At 40.1% G+C, this 20,390-nt stretch carries 14 protein-coding genes; 5 read left to right on the top strand and 9 right to left on the bottom strand.

Features of this window, described 5'->3' with window-relative positions; genetic code table 11:
- Nucleotides 1–2: 2 nt before the first annotated feature.
- From AO498_RS02825 to glgP, 5 genes are all read left to right on the top strand, one after another.
- On the top strand, nt 3–2,228 hold the full coding sequence (locus AO498_RS02825; protein ID WP_067543511.1) for a xanthine dehydrogenase family protein molybdopterin-binding subunit: 2,226 nt from the start codon (nt 3–5) through the stop codon (nt 2,226–2,228).
- Nucleotides 2,229–2,284: 56 nt separating this feature from the next.
- Nucleotides 2,285–2,476: a hypothetical protein gene (locus tag AO498_RS02820; protein WP_067543508.1), complete on the top strand. Its 192-nt coding sequence runs from the start codon at nt 2,285–2,287 to the stop codon at nt 2,474–2,476.
- Nucleotides 2,477–2,610: 134 nt separating this feature from the next.
- Nucleotides 2,611–4,275: a carboxylesterase/lipase family protein gene (locus AO498_RS02815; protein WP_067543505.1), complete on the top strand. Its 1,665-nt coding sequence runs from the start codon at nt 2,611–2,613 to the stop codon at nt 4,273–4,275.
- A 78-nt stretch (nt 4,276–4,353) separates the two neighbouring features.
- Nucleotides 4,354–4,728 (top strand): hypothetical protein, encoded by a 375-nt coding sequence (locus AO498_RS02810; RefSeq protein WP_067543502.1) that lies wholly within the window; start codon nt 4,354–4,356, stop codon nt 4,726–4,728.
- 71 nt (nt 4,729–4,799) lie between these two features.
- Entirely contained in the window at nt 4,800–6,455 is a 1,656-nt protein-coding gene (gene glgP, locus AO498_RS02805; RefSeq protein ID WP_067543499.1) for an alpha-glucan family phosphorylase, read from the top strand.
- A gap of 77 nt (nt 6,456–6,532) precedes the next feature.
- Here glgP and AO498_RS02800 read toward each other — a convergent pair whose 3' ends face one another.
- The 9 genes from AO498_RS02800 to AO498_RS02760 form a co-directional block, all read right to left on the bottom strand.
- Nucleotides 6,533–7,594, bottom strand: coding sequence for a PAS domain-containing sensor histidine kinase (locus tag AO498_RS02800; RefSeq protein ID WP_067543496.1), 1,062 nt, complete (start codon nt 7,592–7,594; stop codon nt 6,533–6,535).
- Between the two features lie 67 nt (nt 7,595–7,661).
- Nucleotides 7,662–9,335: a PQQ-dependent sugar dehydrogenase gene (locus tag AO498_RS02795; protein ID WP_067543493.1), complete on the bottom strand. Its 1,674-nt coding sequence runs from the start codon at nt 9,333–9,335 to the stop codon at nt 7,662–7,664.
- Nucleotides 9,336–9,496: 161 nt separating this feature from the next.
- Nucleotides 9,497–9,868, bottom strand: coding sequence for a response regulator (locus AO498_RS02790; protein ID WP_067543491.1), 372 nt, complete (start codon nt 9,866–9,868; stop codon nt 9,497–9,499).
- A gap of 2 nt (nt 9,869–9,870) precedes the next feature.
- Entirely contained in the window at nt 9,871–11,625 is a 1,755-nt protein-coding gene (locus AO498_RS02785) for a sensor histidine kinase (protein ID WP_067543488.1), read from the bottom strand.
- Between the two features lie 329 nt (nt 11,626–11,954).
- The gene (locus tag AO498_RS02780; RefSeq protein ID WP_067543485.1) at nt 11,955–13,748 is read right to left on the bottom strand and encodes an acyl-CoA dehydrogenase family protein; all 1,794 of its coding nucleotides are present in this window, start codon (nt 13,746–13,748) and stop codon (nt 11,955–11,957) included.
- Between the two features lie 102 nt (nt 13,749–13,850).
- Complete coding sequence (locus tag AO498_RS02775) at nt 13,851–15,026, bottom strand: thiolase family protein (RefSeq protein ID WP_067543481.1); 1,176 nt, start codon at nt 15,024–15,026, stop codon at nt 13,851–13,853.
- A gap of 48 nt (nt 15,027–15,074) precedes the next feature.
- The gene (locus tag AO498_RS02770) at nt 15,075–17,480 is read right to left on the bottom strand and encodes a 3-hydroxyacyl-CoA dehydrogenase/enoyl-CoA hydratase family protein (protein WP_067543479.1); all 2,406 of its coding nucleotides are present in this window, start codon (nt 17,478–17,480) and stop codon (nt 15,075–15,077) included.
- Between the two features lie 44 nt (nt 17,481–17,524).
- Nucleotides 17,525–17,986, bottom strand: a complete 462-nt coding sequence (locus tag AO498_RS02765; protein WP_067543476.1) for a MarR family winged helix-turn-helix transcriptional regulator — start codon at nt 17,984–17,986, stop codon at nt 17,525–17,527.
- 254 nt (nt 17,987–18,240) lie between these two features.
- Complete coding sequence (locus AO498_RS02760) at nt 18,241–19,989, bottom strand: AMP-dependent synthetase/ligase (RefSeq protein WP_067543473.1); 1,749 nt, start codon at nt 19,987–19,989, stop codon at nt 18,241–18,243.
- Nucleotides 19,990–20,390 lie beyond the last annotated feature (401 nt).

The raw sequence follows: 20,390 nt of genomic DNA, 5'->3' as shown, positions 1-20,390 counted from the left end.
AAATGAAAAAATGGACTAGAAGGGCCTTCATTGGTACGGGAGTATTGGCAAGTGGAACATTGGTCTTGGGAATAGCGATTCGCCCGGGAAATCGCGCTTCAAAAGTTGCAGGTTTAATTGCTTCCGCTGAAGAAACAGTGATGAATATTTGGCTTAAAATCGCTCCTGACAATACCATCACGGCAATTATTCCTCATGCTGAAATGGGCCAAGGGATTCATACCGCATTGGCTATGATGCTTGCAGATGAAATGGAGGCAGATTGGGAGAAAGTAAAAATCCAAGAAGCTCCTGCAGAAAAAGAATATGCAAACTATTCTGTGGCCAAAGGCTTTATTGCAGGAAATGCTCATTTTCCCAAATTCTTGGAAGAGACTATAGATGGTGTATTTCTGACGGCTGTAAAGTCACTTAATTTTCAAATTACAGGCGGAAGTGCATCAGTCAGATTTACCGGTCAGGATGCCATGCGAATCGCAGGAGCTTCAGCCAAAGAAATGCTTCTTCAAGCGGCTGCAAATTCCTGGAATGTGCCAGTTGAAGAATTAATAGCCGAAAAGAGTACTATTTCCCATCCGAAGTCCAACCGGACTGCCAGCTTTGGGGACCTTGCCCCTCAGGCAGCCAAGGTTAGCACACCTTCGAATCCCAAGCTAAAAACGCAGGAAGAATTTAAGCTGATGGGGACTTCCCAGCCTAGAATAGATATCCCTGCAAAGGTGACAGGTGAGGCAAAATTTGGGATAGATGTACAGGTTCCGGGAATGAAATATGCCACACTTAAAACCGCTCCGGTTTTTGGAAGTAAGGTAAAATCTGTGGATACCACTATCCCTTCAAACTCAGCTGGGATTCACAAAATAATCAACCTCGGCGATGCGGTAGCTGTGATAGCGGATGGGTATTGGCAAACGAAAATCGCACTTGATACACTTCCAATCTCTTTTGAATCGACAGCTGAGGATAAACTGAATCAAGAAGAAATCCTGGCCAACTATCGAAAAGCCATGGAGGAAGATTTGGCTAATGGAAATTTAGAACTTCATCATAAACGAGGTGATACTGAACTCTCACTTCAAGAGGCTAAAGTCTTATTGGAAGCTGAATATCAACTTCCCTTTCTGGCCCATGCGACCATGGAACCTATGAATTGTACTGCCTGGGTACAAGAAGGAAAATGTGAAATCTGGTGTGGGAGTCAAAATCCGCTCGGCGCCAAAGCCACTGTAGCAGAAATCCTGGATTTGGATTTGGACCAAGTGATCATTCACAATCAGCTTTTGGGTGGAGGATTCGGACGACGATCTGAAACAGATGTGATCAAACAAGCCGTTTTGATTGCCAAAGAGGTTGATTTCCCCGTAAAATTGATTTGGTCCAGAGAAGAAGATCTCCAACATGATGTATATCGTGAAGCCACCATCAGTAGATTAAAAGCGGGATTGGACGAATCTGGACTTCCCGTTGCCTATTCCCACCAATTTATTTTTAAACATCACCCACCAGAAGCTGCCGATATTCCTTATGCAGTACCCAATCAATTGATTCAATATTCCAGTCCAAAATCCCATGTACCTTGGGGGAATTGGCGAAGTGTAGACCATTCTACCCATGGATTTGTGACTGAGTCATTTATTGATGAAATGGCTCATTCGGCAAAACAAGATCCACTTCTTTACCGAAAAAATCTGATCAAGGATAAATCTAGACTTCTGGCTGTTTTAGACTTAGCTCAGGAAAAATCAAATTGGGGATCAGCACTTCCGGCCAATTGGGGTAGAGGGATAGCAATCGGTGAATCCTTCGGCTCCGTAGTCGCAGAAGTTGCAGAAGTAGAAGTCACCTTAGAAGGAAAAGTGAAAGTTCACCGGGTAATTTGCGTGGCAGACCCAGGGTTTGCTATTAATCCTGATGGCTTCAAAGCTCAAATGGAAAGTGGAATAATTTACGGTTTAGCAGCAGCTATGACCGGTGAAATCACCATCGAAAATGGAGCAGTGGCTCAAGGAAATTTTCACAATTACCCGGTAACGCGAATGCATGAAGCCCCAAAAATTGAAACCTATATTATCAATTCAGGTAATCCTCCAGGTGGGGCTGGAGAACCTAGCACCCCGCTCATTGCTCCGGCTGTGACCAATGCCATATTTGCTGCAGTAGGAATCCGAATCCGTCAATTACCGATTACGAAAACCGATTTACGGATATCAATTCGACAAACGAGTTGAACCAAGATTGATTTCACTTGATCCAGAATTCTTTAAACCTAATAAAATAAAATCCTATGGGACTATTTTGGGACTTAATCCAACAAAGCCAAATCTCCGAACAAAGTTCACGTGCCGCCGGGCTGGAGGCTAGAGTAGCCAATTTAGAACGGGAACTGCAAAAAACTCGAGAGCTTTTGATTCAAGCGCTTCAAATCCTCGAGGAGCAAACCGGAAAAGACATCAATGGAGATGGGAAAATAGGCTAAATCTTGAGGAGATTTTTAATCGCTAAAATCCTTTTAATCAGTCAACACGAGTTACCGAACATCATTTTCCATTAGGATGAATTCAATCATTTTCTCATATTGAGACAATAGAGATTGACTTAAACCCATACCTAATGAAAAAAAATAATCGACGCGACTTTCTGCAAAAAATCGGGCTTGGAACAGCCGGATTGGCAGCTGTTCCCTTTGCCAGCAATGCAAAAGTTCAGACTTCTCATTCCGAATCTGAAGAGGATCAAATCCTACACATCGGGGATGAAATTGCCATCGCTAATACAGGTTTCGGAAAAATCAGAGGCTACCAACTCAATGGTGTCTATACCTTTTTAGGCGTGCCTTACGGCGCAAATACAGCCGGAAAAAACCGATTCATGCCTCCTCAAAAACCTGAAAAATGGGATGGAATCAAAGATTGCCTTTGGTGGGGAAACACTGCTCCACAGATCATGGACAATCGATATGCAAATGTCCATTATTCATTTGCAGACCACTGGAACTATGACGACGTCAGTGAAGATTGTTTGAAACTGAACGTGTGGACCAAAGGGATTGCAGATGGGAAAAAGAGACCTGTTTTGGTTTGGTTGCATGGAGGAGGATTTACAAATGGAAATGGAATCGAACAAGACGGATACCATGGGGAAAACCTTGCAAAAACCGATGAAATAGTTTTTGTATCGATCAATCATCGATTGGGTCCACTTGGTTTTACGGACTTGTCTGGAGTAGGAGGGGACGCCTTTTCTGCATCCGGAAATGTCAGCCAATTGGACATCATCGCATCGCTTCATTGGGTACGGGACAATATTTCCAACTTCGGAGGAGACCCAACTAACGTGACCATCATGGGACAATCTGGAGGAGGTGCAAAAGTAACTTGCACAATGGCCATGCCTGCCTCCAAGGGACTAGTTCATAAAGGCGTCGCATTGAGTGGAAGTATGCTTAGAGCTAATGATCAAGACTATAGCAGAAAGTTAGGACAATATGTCTTGGAGGAAGCTGGCCTAAATCCTGGAGAGATTCATAAACTTCAGGAAATTCCTTGGAGAACCTATATCGATATTGCTAACAAAGCTCTAGATCGGATGAGAAAAGAAAATCCTCAGCCTGGATTTAGAGGCGGTTTTGGTCCGGTGGCGGATGGAATTCATGTTCCCAAAGGACAGTTCTTTTCAGATCCAAACAGCCATGAGGCAGAAATGCCGCTGATGATTTGTACGACCTTTCATGAATGGGGAGCCACAAGAACGAATCCTGCCTTGGAAGCGGGCGGCCCAGAACAAGCCATTGAAGGACTCAAATCAAGATTTGGGGAAAATGCCGAGAAGGTATACCAAGCGTATGCCGCTAATTTCCCAGATAAAAAACCTGCTGAAATCATGACCCTTGCGGCCTCAAACCGACAAAATGCAGTGGCCTGTGGCAATGCGAAATCTTCTCAAAAAGCGCCTGTATACATGGCTTGGTTTGGATGGGAGCCCAACCTTTACAATGGACGAATGCGGGCTTTTCATTGCATTGATATTTGTTTCTGGTTTGCAAATACAGATCGGATGTACACACACACTGGTGGAGGAAAACGTCCCAGACTTCTTTCTGAAAAAATGACCGCCTCCTTATTGGCATTTATGAAAACCGGAAATCCTAATGCTCAGGGACTTCCAAGCTGGCCAAAATTTACAGCTGCCAATGGCGAGACGATGATCCTAAATGACACTTGTGAAGTCAAAAATGATCCAGATCGAGCTGCAAGAAAGGCTCTTCCAGTAGCCTAATTCTCAAAACCTCAGATTTACAAAGACTTGGATTTATCAGAAAGTTTCACCTTTTTGATGTCCAAGTCTTTTTTTGTTATGAGGAAAAAATCAAACGTTTTGCCCATCGCTCTTGGAGTATTGATCGGTGCCTTCGGCTATTGGACAGCAGATTTTTCAGAAGAAGACGCGCTCTACCAATCGCTATTTTACATTAAGGCGCCTGGAGCATTCTTAGCTACCTTACTGGTTGGCATTTTCAGAAAAAATCAACCCGCGTGGAATGCCCTCATGGTATCATTTGGAGTCATGTTAGGCATGCTTTCACGGATTTTTGCTGATATGATTATTGATCCAAGTTCGCATAATCTATTTCCTTTCGAGTTGATGATAGGCTTGGCGATCGTTATACCCATCTCATTTGTGAGTGCCTACCTTATTCATGGTGTCTTTATCATCGCCGGGAAAAATTAATTTCTTTCCTCGCTATGGCCAATCCTTTGTAACTTTCAGCCAGTTATTTGTCATTTAATATCTCCCAACCTATGACCGACTTTAGAAACTATAAGGTTCCTTATGAACCTTCGTCCGAATATTCCAAATCAGTGGCCTACTTCTCCATGGAATTTGCTATCCACCAACCCTTGAAAATTTACAGTGGTGGGTTAGGTTTTCTCTCCGGCTCTCATTTAAGAAGTGCTTATGAATTGAAGCAGAACTTGATTGGCATTGGCATCCTTTGGAAGTATGGCTACTATGATCAGAGCCGAAATCAAGATCAAACCCTCAAGCCAGAGTGGTATGAAAAAAACAACTCATTCCTGGTCGATACTGGAATAAAATTTCAAGTACCAGTTCACAGTCAACCGGTATGGGTAAAGGCTTGGTACCTTCCCCCTGACACATTCAAATCCGCTCCTTTATTCTTATTAAGTACGGATCTTCCTGAAAATGACTACCTCAGTCAGACCATTACCCATAAACTTTATGATTCGGATACTGCAGCAAAAATTGCCCAAATGATCATATTAGGAATAGGAGGGGCTAAACTCATTGATGAATTAAATTTCAATCCCGAAGTATACCACTTGAATGAGGCACATGGGGTTAGCAGTGTCTTTTACCTGATGAAAAAATTGGGTAAAAAAGAGGAAGTTCAGAAAAAGCTCGTCTTCACCACTCATACTCCAGAGGAAGCTGGCAATGAAAAACATGATTTTTACCTATGCGATAAAATGAGCTATTTCTACGGATATAGCATCGACGAAGTAAAAGCATTGACTGGCATGAGTGGGGATATGTTTAATCATAGTCTTGCGGCTTTGCGATTTGCACATGCCGCAAACGGCGTGAGTAAACTTCACGGAGAAGTGAGCCGAAGAATGTGGGGTGAGTATGAGAACATTCCTGAAATTCAATCTATCACTAATGCGCAAAATTGGAAATATTGGGCAGATAAGCAGTTGTACCGATTTATGGAAGAGGCGGACAACGAAGGATTTGATGACCGCAAGCGCTATTTGAAAAAACGAGCATTTGAGATTGTTGCTGACCAAACCGGAAAAATCTTTGATCCAGATGTGTTAACCATTGTCTGGGCTAGAAGATTTGCCGCATACAAAAGACCGGATTTGATCACCCATGATTTTAGAAAATTTGAGGAATTGGTGACCAATTCAGAATTCCCGGTGCAAATTATTTGGGCAGGAAAACCTTATCCTATGGACTATGGAGCTATTTCTGTGTTCAATTCGCTTGTCCATTTGAGTAAACGATATAAAAATGTAGCCGTGTGTACTGGTTATGAACTTACCTTAAGCAAGCGACTCAAACAAGCATCCGACATTTGGCTTAATAATCCTCGGGTACCTCGAGAAGCCTCTGGAACTTCCGGAATGACAGCATCAATGAATGGTTCTGTAAACTTCAGCACCTACGATGGATGGATTTGTGAATTTGCGAAGCATGGGGAAAATTGCTTCATCGTCCCTCAAGCGGATTATCACAATTTATCCATTCAGGATCAGGACCAGTGGGATCTGAATCACTTGTATGAAATTCTCCAAGGCGAAATTCTTCCTACCTATTATAAAAATAAAAGACAATGGAGAGACATTGTCCAATCAGGGATGACGGACGTCCGCTTTGAATTTGAAAGTAATCGGATGGCCAAAGAGTATTATGAGCTGATGTATCGATAAACAAATAAACGCCTTGAGAATTCAAGGCGTTTTTGTTTAAATCGGATCTTCCAAATAGATAATTCGAAATTGTGGATTCAAAAGGTGATGGTAAATCGAGTTCCCTTATTCACCTCGCTTTGTGCTTCAATTTTTCCACCCAGATTATGGATATGGTTGTATACCAAATATAGTCCAATGCCTTTGCTGTCAGGATTTCCGTGAAAAGTCTGGTTTAAACCAAACAATCTAGAACCCACTTTTTCCATATCAAACCCTAATCCATTATCCTCAAAAATCAACTGAGTTTCCCCATTCATTACTCGTGAATAAATATGAATCTCAGGAAAGAGGTGAGGTTGAGCGTATTTGATAGCGTTCGTAATCAAATTCAGGAAAATGCTTTCTAAATAATCTGCATTAAATAAAACTTCATTGATTTCTGAAAAATCGGATCTAATCAAACCCTTTTTACTTTCTACTAAGTGGGAAATGGAAGTTAGAACAGTATGAAGAACATCAGAGAACCTCAAGGTTTCCATCTTTTCTCCTAGTGGATTTTTGTCACGAATGATATCAATGTATCCGTTTAATTTATCGCGCAGGTTATGACTGGAGTTCTTTAAAATATCTAGCAATTCGATTGTATCTGGATCTTGAATCTTAGAAGTATCCATTAGATCAAATACCGAAAGCAAATTATTAACTGGGGCACGAAGATCATGCGAGGTGGTATAACTGATCTGCATGAGTTCGTTATTTATTTTGGTTACCTGAGCCAATAGCGCATTTCGATCCTGCTCAATTTTCTTTTTATGTGTGATGTTTTTGGCGATAGCAAAAACGAGCTGTTTTTCGGGTACCGGCATTGAAGTCCAGGAAAGCCAAACTATTTCCCCGGATTTGGTGAGGTACCGGTTTTCAAAATTGAGCAATGGCTTAGCTACATGGAGCTGCTCCCTATATTTCTGAGTCGAAAATTGATCCTCCGGATGGATAAATTCATTGATGGGACGTTCGAATAGTTCTTTCTCCGAATAGCCTAAAACTTGGGATACTGCCGGATTAATTTTTTTAAAATACCCATCAAAACCAGCTACACACAGCAAGTCCGGGGTTAGATTGAAAAAAAACTCATAATTGAAGTCTGAAAAGGACATGGTAAAAAAGCCGACCTCCCAACACGGCTGGAAATGATTTCAGCATGAAATTAGACAAAATTTTACCTCAATCCGTCGTTATGATTTTGTAAATTTTTCCTTCCGCTTTGCTCATAATGTAGACATTTTGAGAAGCATCAATGCCAAACTTCAAGTCTACTCGATCATGATTAACCAATCCCTTCATTGAAATTTCTTTTCCATCAAAAAGCACTCCCCAGCTTTGGACTTTTGGGCTTCCAGATTCATTCAAATCGGCAAAAAACAACCTTCCGGAAGGAATATCCCCAAACACAAATTTTCCTTTCAACGGACCATCCGGAATAAGATATCCACCGATTACTGCTACGGTTTCGTCATGTTCCAATTGGATCAAAGGATAGGTAACGCCCAGTTTGGAATCATCCTCAGGAAGGGGATAAAGTGCCCGGAAACTCCCAAAGGGATTGATCCCAAACGTTCCTTCTCTTACTGGCCAACCATAAAATTTGCCAGGCTCGATTCGGTTGATTTCTTCAATACTGTGCTGTCCGATGTCTGTTGCATGAAGCTGGCCCTTTGCATCCCAGAAAATACGATTTGGATTCCGAAAGCCATAGGCAAGGACTTCCCCAGCCATTCCCTCTTTTCTAGCAAATGGATTGATTTTGGGAATTCCATATTTCCCATTTTTTCCATCTGATCCCAATGGGTCAATTCTCAAAATACTGCTATAGATTCCTTTTCCTTTGTGGTTGGAAATAGCAGCAAATCGCTTCTCCGCAGTACCTCCATCTCCATATCCGATATACAAAAGTCCATAATCGGGATCTCCTTTTTTTGCATAGGGGTTAAACGTCAATTCCTGCATTCCATGAGCTTGAGAGGCATTGTCAATCCGCAAAATCTCCCGATTTGTCCCTTCAAATTTTCTTGCCTTTGGATCATTCAATTTCCATTCGGTCAATACCCATTGCATGAAAACCGCAAGGCTATCCGTATATCCGAAATCAGAAGGAGCAGTACCTCCGGGTTCGGTATGAGCAGTATAAAAAAGACCATTGGATTGGAAATCTGGATGAAAAGCAAAACTTCCCACTCCTGTCGCCCAACCAGGCTTACTTACCATGGCTGGTTTTTTTTCAAGAACATTTAAAAATAAAACGGGCTTTTGATCCACCAATTCATACAAACCCACACGTTGATCATTAATTATCAGTCGTTCGGTGCCTGATATGGGTTCCATCTTGGTCATTTTTGCCAAAGGCGCTACCGAGTCAGATGATGGAAGCTGAGCAAACAATTCTAGGGAAAGCCGGATGCCCGAATCCTGAATTTTCTCGGGAATCAAATTGGAAGTGGTGTCTCCGCTAATCGGAATTGGTAATGTTTCAAACGTATGTAAGTAGCTTAGAATGGCATCTATCTCTTCAGGCTGACCAGGATAAGCCGGCATTGTACTTTTGAATTTTTCAAAAAGCTGGATGGCCCTGGGATCTTGAGCCTCAATAAGTGAAGTAGAATTGAGGATAAACTGTCGAATCCAGCTTGTTTCTACCTGCCTGGTAAGTCCACTTAGGTTGGGGCCTATCGCATCTTCGTTGAAATTATGACAGGTCGAACAATGCTTTTCAAACAGCATTCTGCCTTGTAATATTTGGCTTGCATCAGTAGAAATTTCCAAGCCAAACTCCTTTTTTTCCTGTGTACAGGAGTAAAGAAACACAAGGCTTAGTGCGGTAAAAATCAATTGCTTCTTCATCTCTCTAAATTGGGATTTTCTAAAGCAATGGAAAAGCGGGGGCGGTCTTATCGAGTTCTTTTTTACGGAATCCATTTCAGAATATGGTAAAAGACAAGACCGATATAAAAAAGTTGAATGGTGGAAAATTAACCTTTCCTCCAAAAGTCATTCTTTAAGCGCTATTCTGATATGTATTTTTTTAGAGTTGTACCAATTTCATTCAGATCAAAGGGTTTCATAAAATGCCCTAAGATCAAGCCCGTATCAATTGCATTCGCGATTTGTTCATTTAAATAATATCCAGACATGAGAAAGCATTTCATTTCTGGAAAACTTTCTTTGACTTTTCCGACGAAATCAAAACCATTAATCAATGGCATTTTCAAATCGGAAATGACGGCTTTTATGTCTGAATTTTCTTTTAAAATATCCATTGCATCAAATCCATTGGTAGAAGTTAATACCTCATAAAATGGACTGAAATTGATGTCAAACAATTCCAGATTCAAGGGCTCATCATCCACGTAAAGTATTTTTGGCTTTGTATTCATCTTTAATTGGTTAGGGGTAATAAAATGGTAACTAATGTTCCCTCTCCCTCTTTGGATTCAAAGCGAATGGAACCATGGTGTTTTTGAATGATTGAATACGTAATTGAAAGTCCTAAACCCGTTCCTTCTCCTGGAGGTTTGGTGGTGAAAAATGGGTCAGTTATTTTATTCAATACTTCTTGGCTCATCCCCTTTCCAGTATCCTTTATTGAAATTTCGGCTTGCTCATTCTTTAAAGAAGTTTCTATGGAAATAGTGCCGTTCGTAACGCGCATAGCATACGCTGAATTACTAAGTAAATTGGTAAATACTTGGTGGAGCATTCCTACATTTCCCCTTAACATGATTGGGTCACGAGAATAGTTTTTTTGGATTACAATTTTATCTCCTAACTGCGCATGAAGTAAAAGCAAAGAATTTTCCAAAATAGCATGAAGATCACAAACCTCATTGAGAGACTCACTGGTTCTACTAAACAGATTTAATCCTTTGACAATTGCCGTGGATCTTTCAAGCCCAGTTTGAATACTTTTTAGGAAAAAATCAGTCTTCTTGGGGTTTTCACTTCCGAATTCCTTGAAATATTGAGTAAGACCCCCATGAGCTCCCATGATAAAGTTCAAGGGATTATTGATCTCGTGAGCTACTCCAGCAACTAAAGATCCTAAGGAGGCCATTTTTTCTTTTTGGATCAATTGGGCTTGAGTCTCTTGAAGCTGCTGCAAAGTTTGCTGTAATTCGAGGTTTTTATCAGAAACTTCTCGATTGATTGCATGGATTCTTTCATGACTTTCTTCGAGTTGCTGCGTCCTTTCCTTGACCAAGTGCTCTAGGTTTTCCTTATAGATTTCTAGCTGGGTTTCATAATTTTTCCGGTCTGTAATATCTTGAAACACATTAAGGAATAGCGAACCTCTTTCCTTGTCCTCAAAAAGAATTGAGGAAATGGTTACAATCTTTGCTATCCTTTTTTGGGTGATCAGCTCCAATTCTAATTCATTTACAAACCCATTTTGACTAAAAAGCTCTACAAACCTGTTTCTGTCCTCTGGGTTTTTATAACTATCCGTAGATTTAGTTCCTCTTAGGTTTTTACCATCGACTTCAAATAATTTTTCCGCATCCTCATTGTAATCAATGATTGTCCCATCGACTGAGGTAATCACAATCGGAATTGGCGTTTTTTTAATTTGGTATTTCAATCGGGACTCCGACTCCAATAGCTCGCCATTTGCATTTGCGTAGTATTCAAAAAGTTTCCCCGTTGACACGTAAATCAGATAAACAATAAACATAATCGAGGTAATGGATGAAATCATTCCAGTAGGCTCATTTATGAGGTGATTTAAATCTCTAGCAGGAACCACGAATCCTTCAAAACTCCCAATTCCTATCAAATAAAGGTAGACCCCAAATACAATAAAATACGCTATGGCATGCTTTTTAAATCCTAGTAACGAATAGATCATGAGTGGAATAAGTCCCCAAAACGCACCTGTCAAGCTAATGTGATAAACCTGGAAAATAGTCAAGGCAGAAAAAATTAAGCCAATAGAATGTGCTTTTATTGAAACGCCAAGTTTGGACCTTAAAACAGATAGGGTAATTAGTATTAAAAATAGAATAGAATAAAATATCGCTTGATAATATAATCCTGTATCAAACACCCGGATTAATGCAATTATATAAGGTATCGATGCAAAAATGCAGGTCATCAATAGTGCCTTATCTACTATCTTTTGTTTCAACTCCTCCATTTAACCATCGATTACCCTTATAAATAGATTCCTAAATTACTTCAAAAGAAGCTAAATGTATTTTGATCTATTGTTAATTAAAGTGCAGATACCTCTTAATTCACATGAAAATCAGGGATTGGGTTCTTTTTCTATTGCCGCTAGCAAGTAATGGATACAAGTTAATAAGTTCATGAAAGGATGCTTGGAAAACTAGATTTTTTTAATTGAAGTCCTTCTTACTAAAAATTAAGTCTGATCATTTAGCAGGTAGCCCTAAATGGTACAAGAACAAAAAACCTCCCATTTCAAATGAAAGGGAGGTTAATTTGATTTTAGGTAAAGATTCCTTAGAATGGATATTTACCCTCAGCGATCATATAGTCAGCAATTTGTCTTCTCAATTCTTTGACGTTCACAAAATCTGGCTTCGTGAATCGCTTCAGTCCCATCAACAAGACCTTTTGTTCATCTCCTTTTGCAAAAGATACTATTGCTTCTTTTGCTGCAGCTTCAATTTTATCCACTGCCTCATAGAGATAAACTTTAGCCATGGCAATTTGATGTTTGGCACCATCCTCACCGGTGAGACCCGCTAATTTTTCAGCTCGAAGAATGGCTGATTCTGCTGCGTAAATTTCTGTCATTACATCGGCCAGATTCATCATGATTTCTTGCTCATCTTCGATCCGGTCTTGGAGGGCCATAGCTGCTTTTCCACCCACCATCAAAAATACTTTTTTGAGCTTTTTGAGGATATCTTTTTCTACAGCGAAGAGTTCTGATGCATCGATACTTTCAAAGGAAGGAACAGAGGTCAATTCAGCAGCAACAGCCATTGCTGGTTCAAAGAGATTGATTTCTCCTTTCATGGCTCGCTTCAGCACCATACCTACCATCAGCATTCTGTTGATTTCGTTGGTTCCCTCATAAATTCGAGCAATTCTCGCATCTCTATAAGCGCGCTCCATCGGAGCCTCGGCAGAGTAGCCCATCCCTCCATAGATTTGGACACCCTGATCTACAACATAATCCAAGACTTCAGATCCATGAACTTTGGCTATCGCGCATTCGATGGAAAATTGCTCCAATGCTTTCAGTTTGGCTTCTGCATCCGGTAATCCTTCCTGAGCTAAGGATGCCATTCGATCTTCAATATCCTGACCTGCTCTATAACAGAGTGATTCAGAGGCGAAGGTACGGATTGCCATCTCTGCCAACTTGGATTTGATTGCTCCAAAGGTATTGATGCTTACTCCGAACTGACGGCGTTCTGATGAATAGGCGATGGATTTTGAAATCACTGTACGCACACCACCCAACACACCAGATCCTAATTTTACTCGTCCGATGTTGAGGATATTTACAGCTATTTTAAATCCATTTCCACGATCAGAAAGCATATTTTCTACAGGAACTGGACAATCATTGAAAAAGACCTGTCTTGTTGAAGATCCTTTGATACCCATTTTCTTTTCTTCCTCATTCATCGTAATTCCACCGAAGGTCTTTTCTACGATAAATGCAGTTAGATTTTTGTCGTTTTCAATTTTGGCAAAGACAATAAACAGGTCTGCAAATCCAGCATTTGAAATCCACATTTTCTGTCCATTGATCAGGTAATGAGTTCCATCAGCTGAAAGAGTGGCTTTGGTTTTTCCACTATTTGCATCAGATCCTGCATCAGGTTCTGTCAAACAATAACAAGCAGCCCACTCGCCTGTGGCTAGTTTGGGTAAGTATTTTTGCTTTTGCTCTTCAGTACCGTAGTAGAGAATTGGCAAAGTACCTATCCCCGTATGCGCGCCGTAGGTAGTTGAAAACGATCCAGCAGCTCCAATAATATCTGCAATCAACATGGAGGTATTAAAGCTCATCCCCAAACCGCCATATTCTTCAGGGACAGAAACACCTAGCAAACCCAGTTCACCAGCCTTTTTGAAAATAGAAGGAACTAGATCGGGGTGTTTCATACTGTCTATTTCTTCGATTTTGGGGGTTATCTCCGTGTCAATAAAATCCTGACAGGCCTGAGCCATCATTTTTTGTTCTTCATTGAATTGTTCAGGAATAAAAACATCCTGCGCTGCAGTCTCCCTGATGAGGAATTCTCCTCCTTGAATTGTTTTTGATAAAGTGGTCATTATTCTATTTTTTTAGATTTCTTCCTTATTCTTCATTCGGTGTTCATCATTCAATATGTCAATTTGACTATCGAATGATGAAATTCGAATCTCGAAGTTTTATCACTTAAGTAATTCATAAATACCCGCTACTCCTTGACCTCCCCCTACACAAGCGGTGACCATCCCGTATTTTTTGTTTTGTCGGCGTAACTCATTAAAGAGCTGAACGGAAAGTTTTGCACCTGTACATCCAAGAGGGTGTCCTAGAGCTACAGCACCGCCATTCACATTAACTAGTTCAGGATTCATATCCAGAGATTTGATCACAGCCAATGCCTGTGCAGCAAATGCTTCATTTAATTCGATTAAATCAATTTCCTGAAGACTAAGGCCCGCTTGCTTGAGGGCTTTCGGAACTGCTTCTTTTGGACCGATACCCATGATTCTTGGATCAACACCTGCTACAGAATAGGACATCATTCGTGCAATCGGATCAAGTCCGAGAGATTTCATTAATCGCTCAGACATAACTACTACGAAAGCTGCTCCATCAGAGGTTTGAGAGGAATTACCCGCAGTCACTTGCCCGCCATTTTTAAAAGCAGGCTTTAGCGCTGCCAAAGCTTCCATCGTGGTACCCGCTCTTGGTCCTTCATCAGTATCTACCGTAAACTTCCGGGTCTTCTTTTTGCCTTTCTCATCGAGATACGTTTCTTCAACTTCTACTGGAACGATTTCATCTTTAAATCTTCCACCTGCAATAGCTGCTAGCGCACGATCATGAGATCTTACTGAAAAAGCGTCTGATTCTTCTCGGGTAATCGAGTAATCTTTCGCCAGTTCTTCCGCCGTCAAACCCATGCTTAAGTAATAAGAAGGAGTTTGTGATGCAATTTTCCAGTTCAAAGCTGTTTTATAGCCCATCATAGGCACCAAGGACATGGATTCTGTACCACCTGCGATGATACAATCTGCCATGCCTGCCTTGATTTTTCCTACGGCCAAGGCAATTGCTTCCAAACCTGAACCGCAATAACGGTTCATCACAAAGCCTGGAGCGTCTATTCCAAGTGCCATCAAGGAAATCATTCGTCCCATCTGCATACCTTGTTCTGCTTCTGGTACAGCATTACCAACGATCAAATCATCAACCATTTTTGGTTCCAACCCAGGTGTATTAGCCACTAAATGTTTGATTACATCCGTAGCGAGATCATCTGGACGATAAAATCGAAATCCTCCTCTTTTGGATTTTCCTACTGCTGATCTATATCCATTAATTATGTATGCTTCCATTGGTGTTTCGTTTAGGTAGTTTGGTCAATTGATATTAAATACCAATCCTTAGTTTCTAAGTGGTTTGCCTTTGAATAAAATACTATGGATTCGTTCCAGTGTCTTTTGCTCTCCAGTCAAACTCAAGAAGGCTTCACGCTCTAAGTCAAGCAAATACTGCTCAGAAACTTCTGTTGGAGAAGATAAATCACCACCTGACATGACCCAAGCCAATTTTCGGGCGATTTTAGCATCGTGCTCAGAGATATAGTTTCCGTAAATCATTCCAGTGATACCCGCTTCAAAAAGAGCCAAAGAAGTCTTTCCTAAGACTTTGATATTGGTTTGTTGCATTGGCTGCGTATACCCTAAGTCCGAAAGAGACATAACTTTTGCTTTAGCATCTGCCAATTGTCTTTTACGATTGAGGGAAATTCCATCCTGTGTTCTCAAATAACCCAACCCTCTGGCTTCTTCGGCCGAAGTTGAAACTTTGGCAGTGGCGATGTTCATGAAATATTCCTGAAGCTGATTAAGCTCTACATCACCTGCGATTACTCCATTAGCAAACCTTCGAGTCATTTCTTTAGTACCCCCGCCAGCAGGAATCAATCCAACACCGACTTCCACCAATCCCATATACAATTCAGCATGTGCTTGAATATGATCAGCATGAAGTGAAAGTTCGCATCCACCTCCTAGCGCCATATTATGTGGCGCAACAACTACCGGGACTGAAGAATAACGAGCACGCATCATGGTGTTCTGGAATTGAGCAATCATTAAGTTGATTTCGTCAAACTCCTGATCTCCAGCGAACATGAAGAGCATAGCCAAATTTGCACCTGCTGAGAAATTTCCGCCTTCATTTCCGATCACCAAGCCTTTGTAGGACTTTTCAGCCATACCGATTGCTGTATTGATTCCTTCAATCACTTCAGCTCCCATAGAATTCATTTTCGTATGGAATTCTAATCCTATGACTTCATCCCCCATGTCGTAAATAGTCGATCCCGCATTTCCCCAGACTTTTTTGCCTGCAGATTTGAGTGTATCAAGAATGATGAAATCTTCAATACCTGGGATTTCCAAATAGGATTTGGAAGGGATGTCGTAGTATTTTCTTTTTCCTCCCTCGACTTTGTAGAATGAATCATGGCCTGCTGCAAGCATTTCATGTACCCATGAAGCCGCTGTTTCTCCAGCTGCTTCCATTTTCTCAAGAGTTTCCTTTACTCCAAGAATGTCCCATGTTTCAAAAGGTCCTAATTCCCAACCAAAACCAGCACATACCGCCTGATCGATTCGATAGAGTTCATCGGAAATTTCAGGAATACGGTAAGAACAGTATTTAAACAAATCGTAAAAAGAAGCCCTGTAAAATTCGCCTGCTCGGTCTTCGAAATTCACCAAAAACTTGATCCTTTTTTTGAGGTCATCGATTTCTTTAGAAGCTTCGAGTGCTTTAAATTTTGGTTTTTCTACATCCTTGTATTCGAAGGTTGTAAGGTCTAATTCTTTGAGTTCTTTTCTACCGTCCTTATGACGAATCATTTTAAAATAGCCTTGGCCTGTCTTATCCCCAAACCATTTGTTGTTGTATAGGACTTCTACGATTTTGGGAAGTTTGAATTTTTCCCTGGACTCATCATTTGGAAGGGCTTTGTAAAGGTTATTGGCCACATTAACGGTGGTATCGAGACCTACAACATCCATGGTTCGGAAGGTGGCTGATTTTGCTCGGCCAATCACAGGTCCCGTCAGTTTGTCTACTTCAGAAACTCCAAAACCTGCCTTTTCAATGGCATGCATTCCTGAAATGATGGCATATACTCCAATTCTGTTTGCTATAAATGCAGGCGTATCTTTACATAAAACCGTTTCTTTTCCCAGATATCGGTCTCCGTAATCCATCAAGAAATCAATAATCTCTGGATTAGATTTAGGTCCAGGGATGATTTCCAAAAGACGCAAGTACCGAGGAGGATTGAAAAAGTGGGTTCCTGCAAAGTGAGCTTGGAAATTCTCAGATCTACCTTCACACATTAAATGCATGGGAATACCCGAAGTGTTGGAAGTAATCAAGGTACCGGGTTTTCGGTACTTCTCTACCTTTTCGAATAGTTGTTGCTTAATGTCCAGTCGCTCAACCACGACTTCGATGACCCAATCGTAATCTTTGATCTTAGGCAGATCATCATCAAAATTTCCAGTGGTGATTCTGGAAGCAAATGATTTGTCATAGATGGCACTTGGATTAGACTTAAGGGTATTCTGCAAGGCAGCTGTGACAATGCGATTTTTGACAGCTGGATGCTCCTTTGTCAATCCCTTTTTTTGTTCATCCTCGGTAAGTTCAAAGGGAACAATATCCAATAAAAGTACTTGAACACCGATATTCGCGAAATGACAGGCTATTCTCGAGCCCATCACGCCCGAACCTAATACGGCGACTTTTTTGATGGTTCTGTTCATTATTTTGAGTTTTTGGTAGTTAAGATTTGAAAATGAGTTTGGGTTTATATTTCAAATAAGGGTTTTGTGATATGGTTTTCGTTGATTCTTTCTATTACTTGTTGGATTTTTTCAAACACCCCAAAAAAGGATTGGAGCTCTTCTTCTGAAACAAATTCTCGGACTTGAAAATTAAAATCCATAATGGTGTTGATAGAGCGTTCTTTTTTTTGCTTTCCTTCTTCAGTTAAAAAAATCCTTACGGATCGCTTATCTATGGGATCAGCCTTTTTGTAGATTAATCCCTTTTCTTCCATGGTCTTAAGCATTCGGGTAAGACTCCTGGTTTCCAATCCAATCAGTGGAGCAATCTTAGTAGCTGGGGTTCCTTCTTTTGAATTAATATTAATCAGTACAAATCCTATTGCGGTTGTAAATCCTTCCTCAGCCGCTTGTTGATTGTACATGCGAGAGATAGCATGCCAGGCACTTTTAATATGGTAATCAACCGTCTCTTCTCTTTTCATCTCTGCAAATGGGTAAAAATTCAAAGAGACCTAAGTTAGAAAAATTTTGTATGCATGCATACTATTTTTAACAATAGTTATGCATGCATCACAAATTATTAATTGATGAATTCGATTTTTTCAAAATATAAGATTGAATTAAAGTGATATTTAAGGAAAAAACAGAATTTTACTATTCAAATACACTTAACTCAATAAATAATTTTGAAGTTTGATTTTTCTCAAATTTTTATAAATATCAAGTATTCAGAAGATTAAGCCTGATAAATCGATTCAATTTTATCTTGATACTTTTGAGTAATGACTTTTCGCTTCAATTTCATGGTAGGTGTCAGTTCACCTGTTTCAATTCCCCAAGGTTGATCAAGAAGTTTGAAACGTTTGATCTGTTCCCATTTCCCAAAAAATTTGTTGTAATGATCTAACTCAGATTGGTATTTTTCTAGAATCTCAAGTTTTTTAACCATTTCCTGATCGGTAGTATAAGGAATATCCTTTCGCTTGCAGTATTCTCTTAGACCTTCGAAGCTGGGTACAATCAATGCGGCTGGGTAATTCTTACCATCTCCTACTACGATAAGCTGCTCGATCAATAGGGATTCCTTAAACTTATTTTCCATGACTTGAGGTGCAATGTATTTCCCTCCAGAGGTTTTAAACATTTCCTTTTTACGGTCTGTAATCTTAAGATATTGACCATCAAGCTCACCAATATCTCCTGTATGAAACCAGCCATTTTTGATCACCTCTGAAGTCATATCTGGGTCTTTGTAATATCCCTGCATTACATTGGGACCTTTGACTAGGATTTCTCCATCGTCCGCGATTTTGACTTGGACATCTTTTACAATCTTTCCTACATAGCCAATTCGGATTTCTTCATAGGTTCCGATTGATGCAGTGATTACTGGTGAAGTCTCAGTTAGTCCATATCCTTCACATACTTTGATTCCTGCAGCCCAAAATACTCTAGCTAATCTAGGCTGTAGAGCTGAAGCTCCCGAATTGATCTGCATGATATTCCCTCCTAGAGCTTCTCTCCACTTCGAAAAAATTAGCTTATTGGCTATTTTAAGTTGAAAATCATACCATGAACCCATTGAAGTAGACGGATCATATTTCAATCCCAAATTTAAAGCCCAGAAGAAGAGTTTCTTTTTTACGCCGGACAATTCATAGCCCTTAGCCACAATCTTATCATATACCTTCTCTAAGAGTCTAGGAACTGTATTGAATACATGAGGCTGAACTTCTTTGAGGTTATCCCCGATTTTATCCAAGTTTTCAGCATAGTAAACTGAATAACCCAGGTAAATAAAACAGAATGAAGCAGTTCTTTCAAAAATATGGCAAAGAGGTAGAAAGCTTAACACCTTGGAGGTTCCCTCAGGAGGAGACATAATATGCGATACCGAGATTAAGTTGGATAGCACGTTATGATGAGTAAGCATGACACCTTTGGGTCTACCGGTAGTACCTGAGGTATAAATTATTGTAAACAGATCATTGGGTTTAACTTCGGATTTACTTGCTTCAAGCGAAGCTAAATCACCATTTTCTCCTTTATTCTCTAGGGCAGTCCAATGTTCAACTCCATCCAGTTGATCGAAAGAGAAAATTTTCCGCTCATTTGCTACATCTGCTGCTTTTTGATAAATGGTAAGGTCGCCTACAAAAATCATTTTGACTTCTGCATGATCAAAAATGTAAGCATAATCATCTGAGGTGATGGTTGGATACATCGGCACTGATATAGCGCCTATTTGCTGCAGAGCAAGATCAATAAAATTCCACTCAGGTCTGTTTTCGGAAATGATGGCTACTTTATCTCCCTTAGAAATTCCGGAACTTAAAAATCCTATGCTTAAGTTATCAACTATTCGCTTGAGGTCATTGGAAGAATAAGTTTTCCATTCTCCGTTTTCTTTTCTTCCTAAGGCAATTTCCTTATTGTACTTCTTAATCTGATAGGGAATCAGGTCAAACAGACGATTGAGTTCCATGGTATTTTGGTTTGGGTTTACTTTTCTAATATTACCAAAACCTATACGGATTCACAACATCAAGATTTCCACAGAATTCACAGCTCTATAATTCTATTATTTTATTTAAATAAAAAATCTATTAAGGTTATTAAGCATGTGAATTTGTGGAAAAGATCATATTGGTTTGACTCTTAACAATTGGTTGGTCTTTATTGGTTATAATTAATTGGTTATTAACTTTTTTTCCACATTTAATTCAATGATTTTCAATTAATTAGTAGATATGATTCATTTCTGTGGATTATCGTTTCATCGTCTGTGTTAACTTTTGATCTGTTGATTTCTCAAAATCTGATTGTGGACTAGTTGAGGCTTTTCCCCAGCTCCTCTCGGTTTCTGATTTTTCAATTAGTCTTTTG

The sequence above is a fragment of the Algoriphagus sanaruensis genome (assembly GCF_001593605.1).
Lineage (GTDB): Bacteria > Bacteroidota > Bacteroidia > Cytophagales > Cyclobacteriaceae > Algoriphagus > Algoriphagus sanaruensis.
Note: the sequence above shows the minus strand (reverse complement) of the source record. Positions and strands in the feature narration are given on the sequence as shown.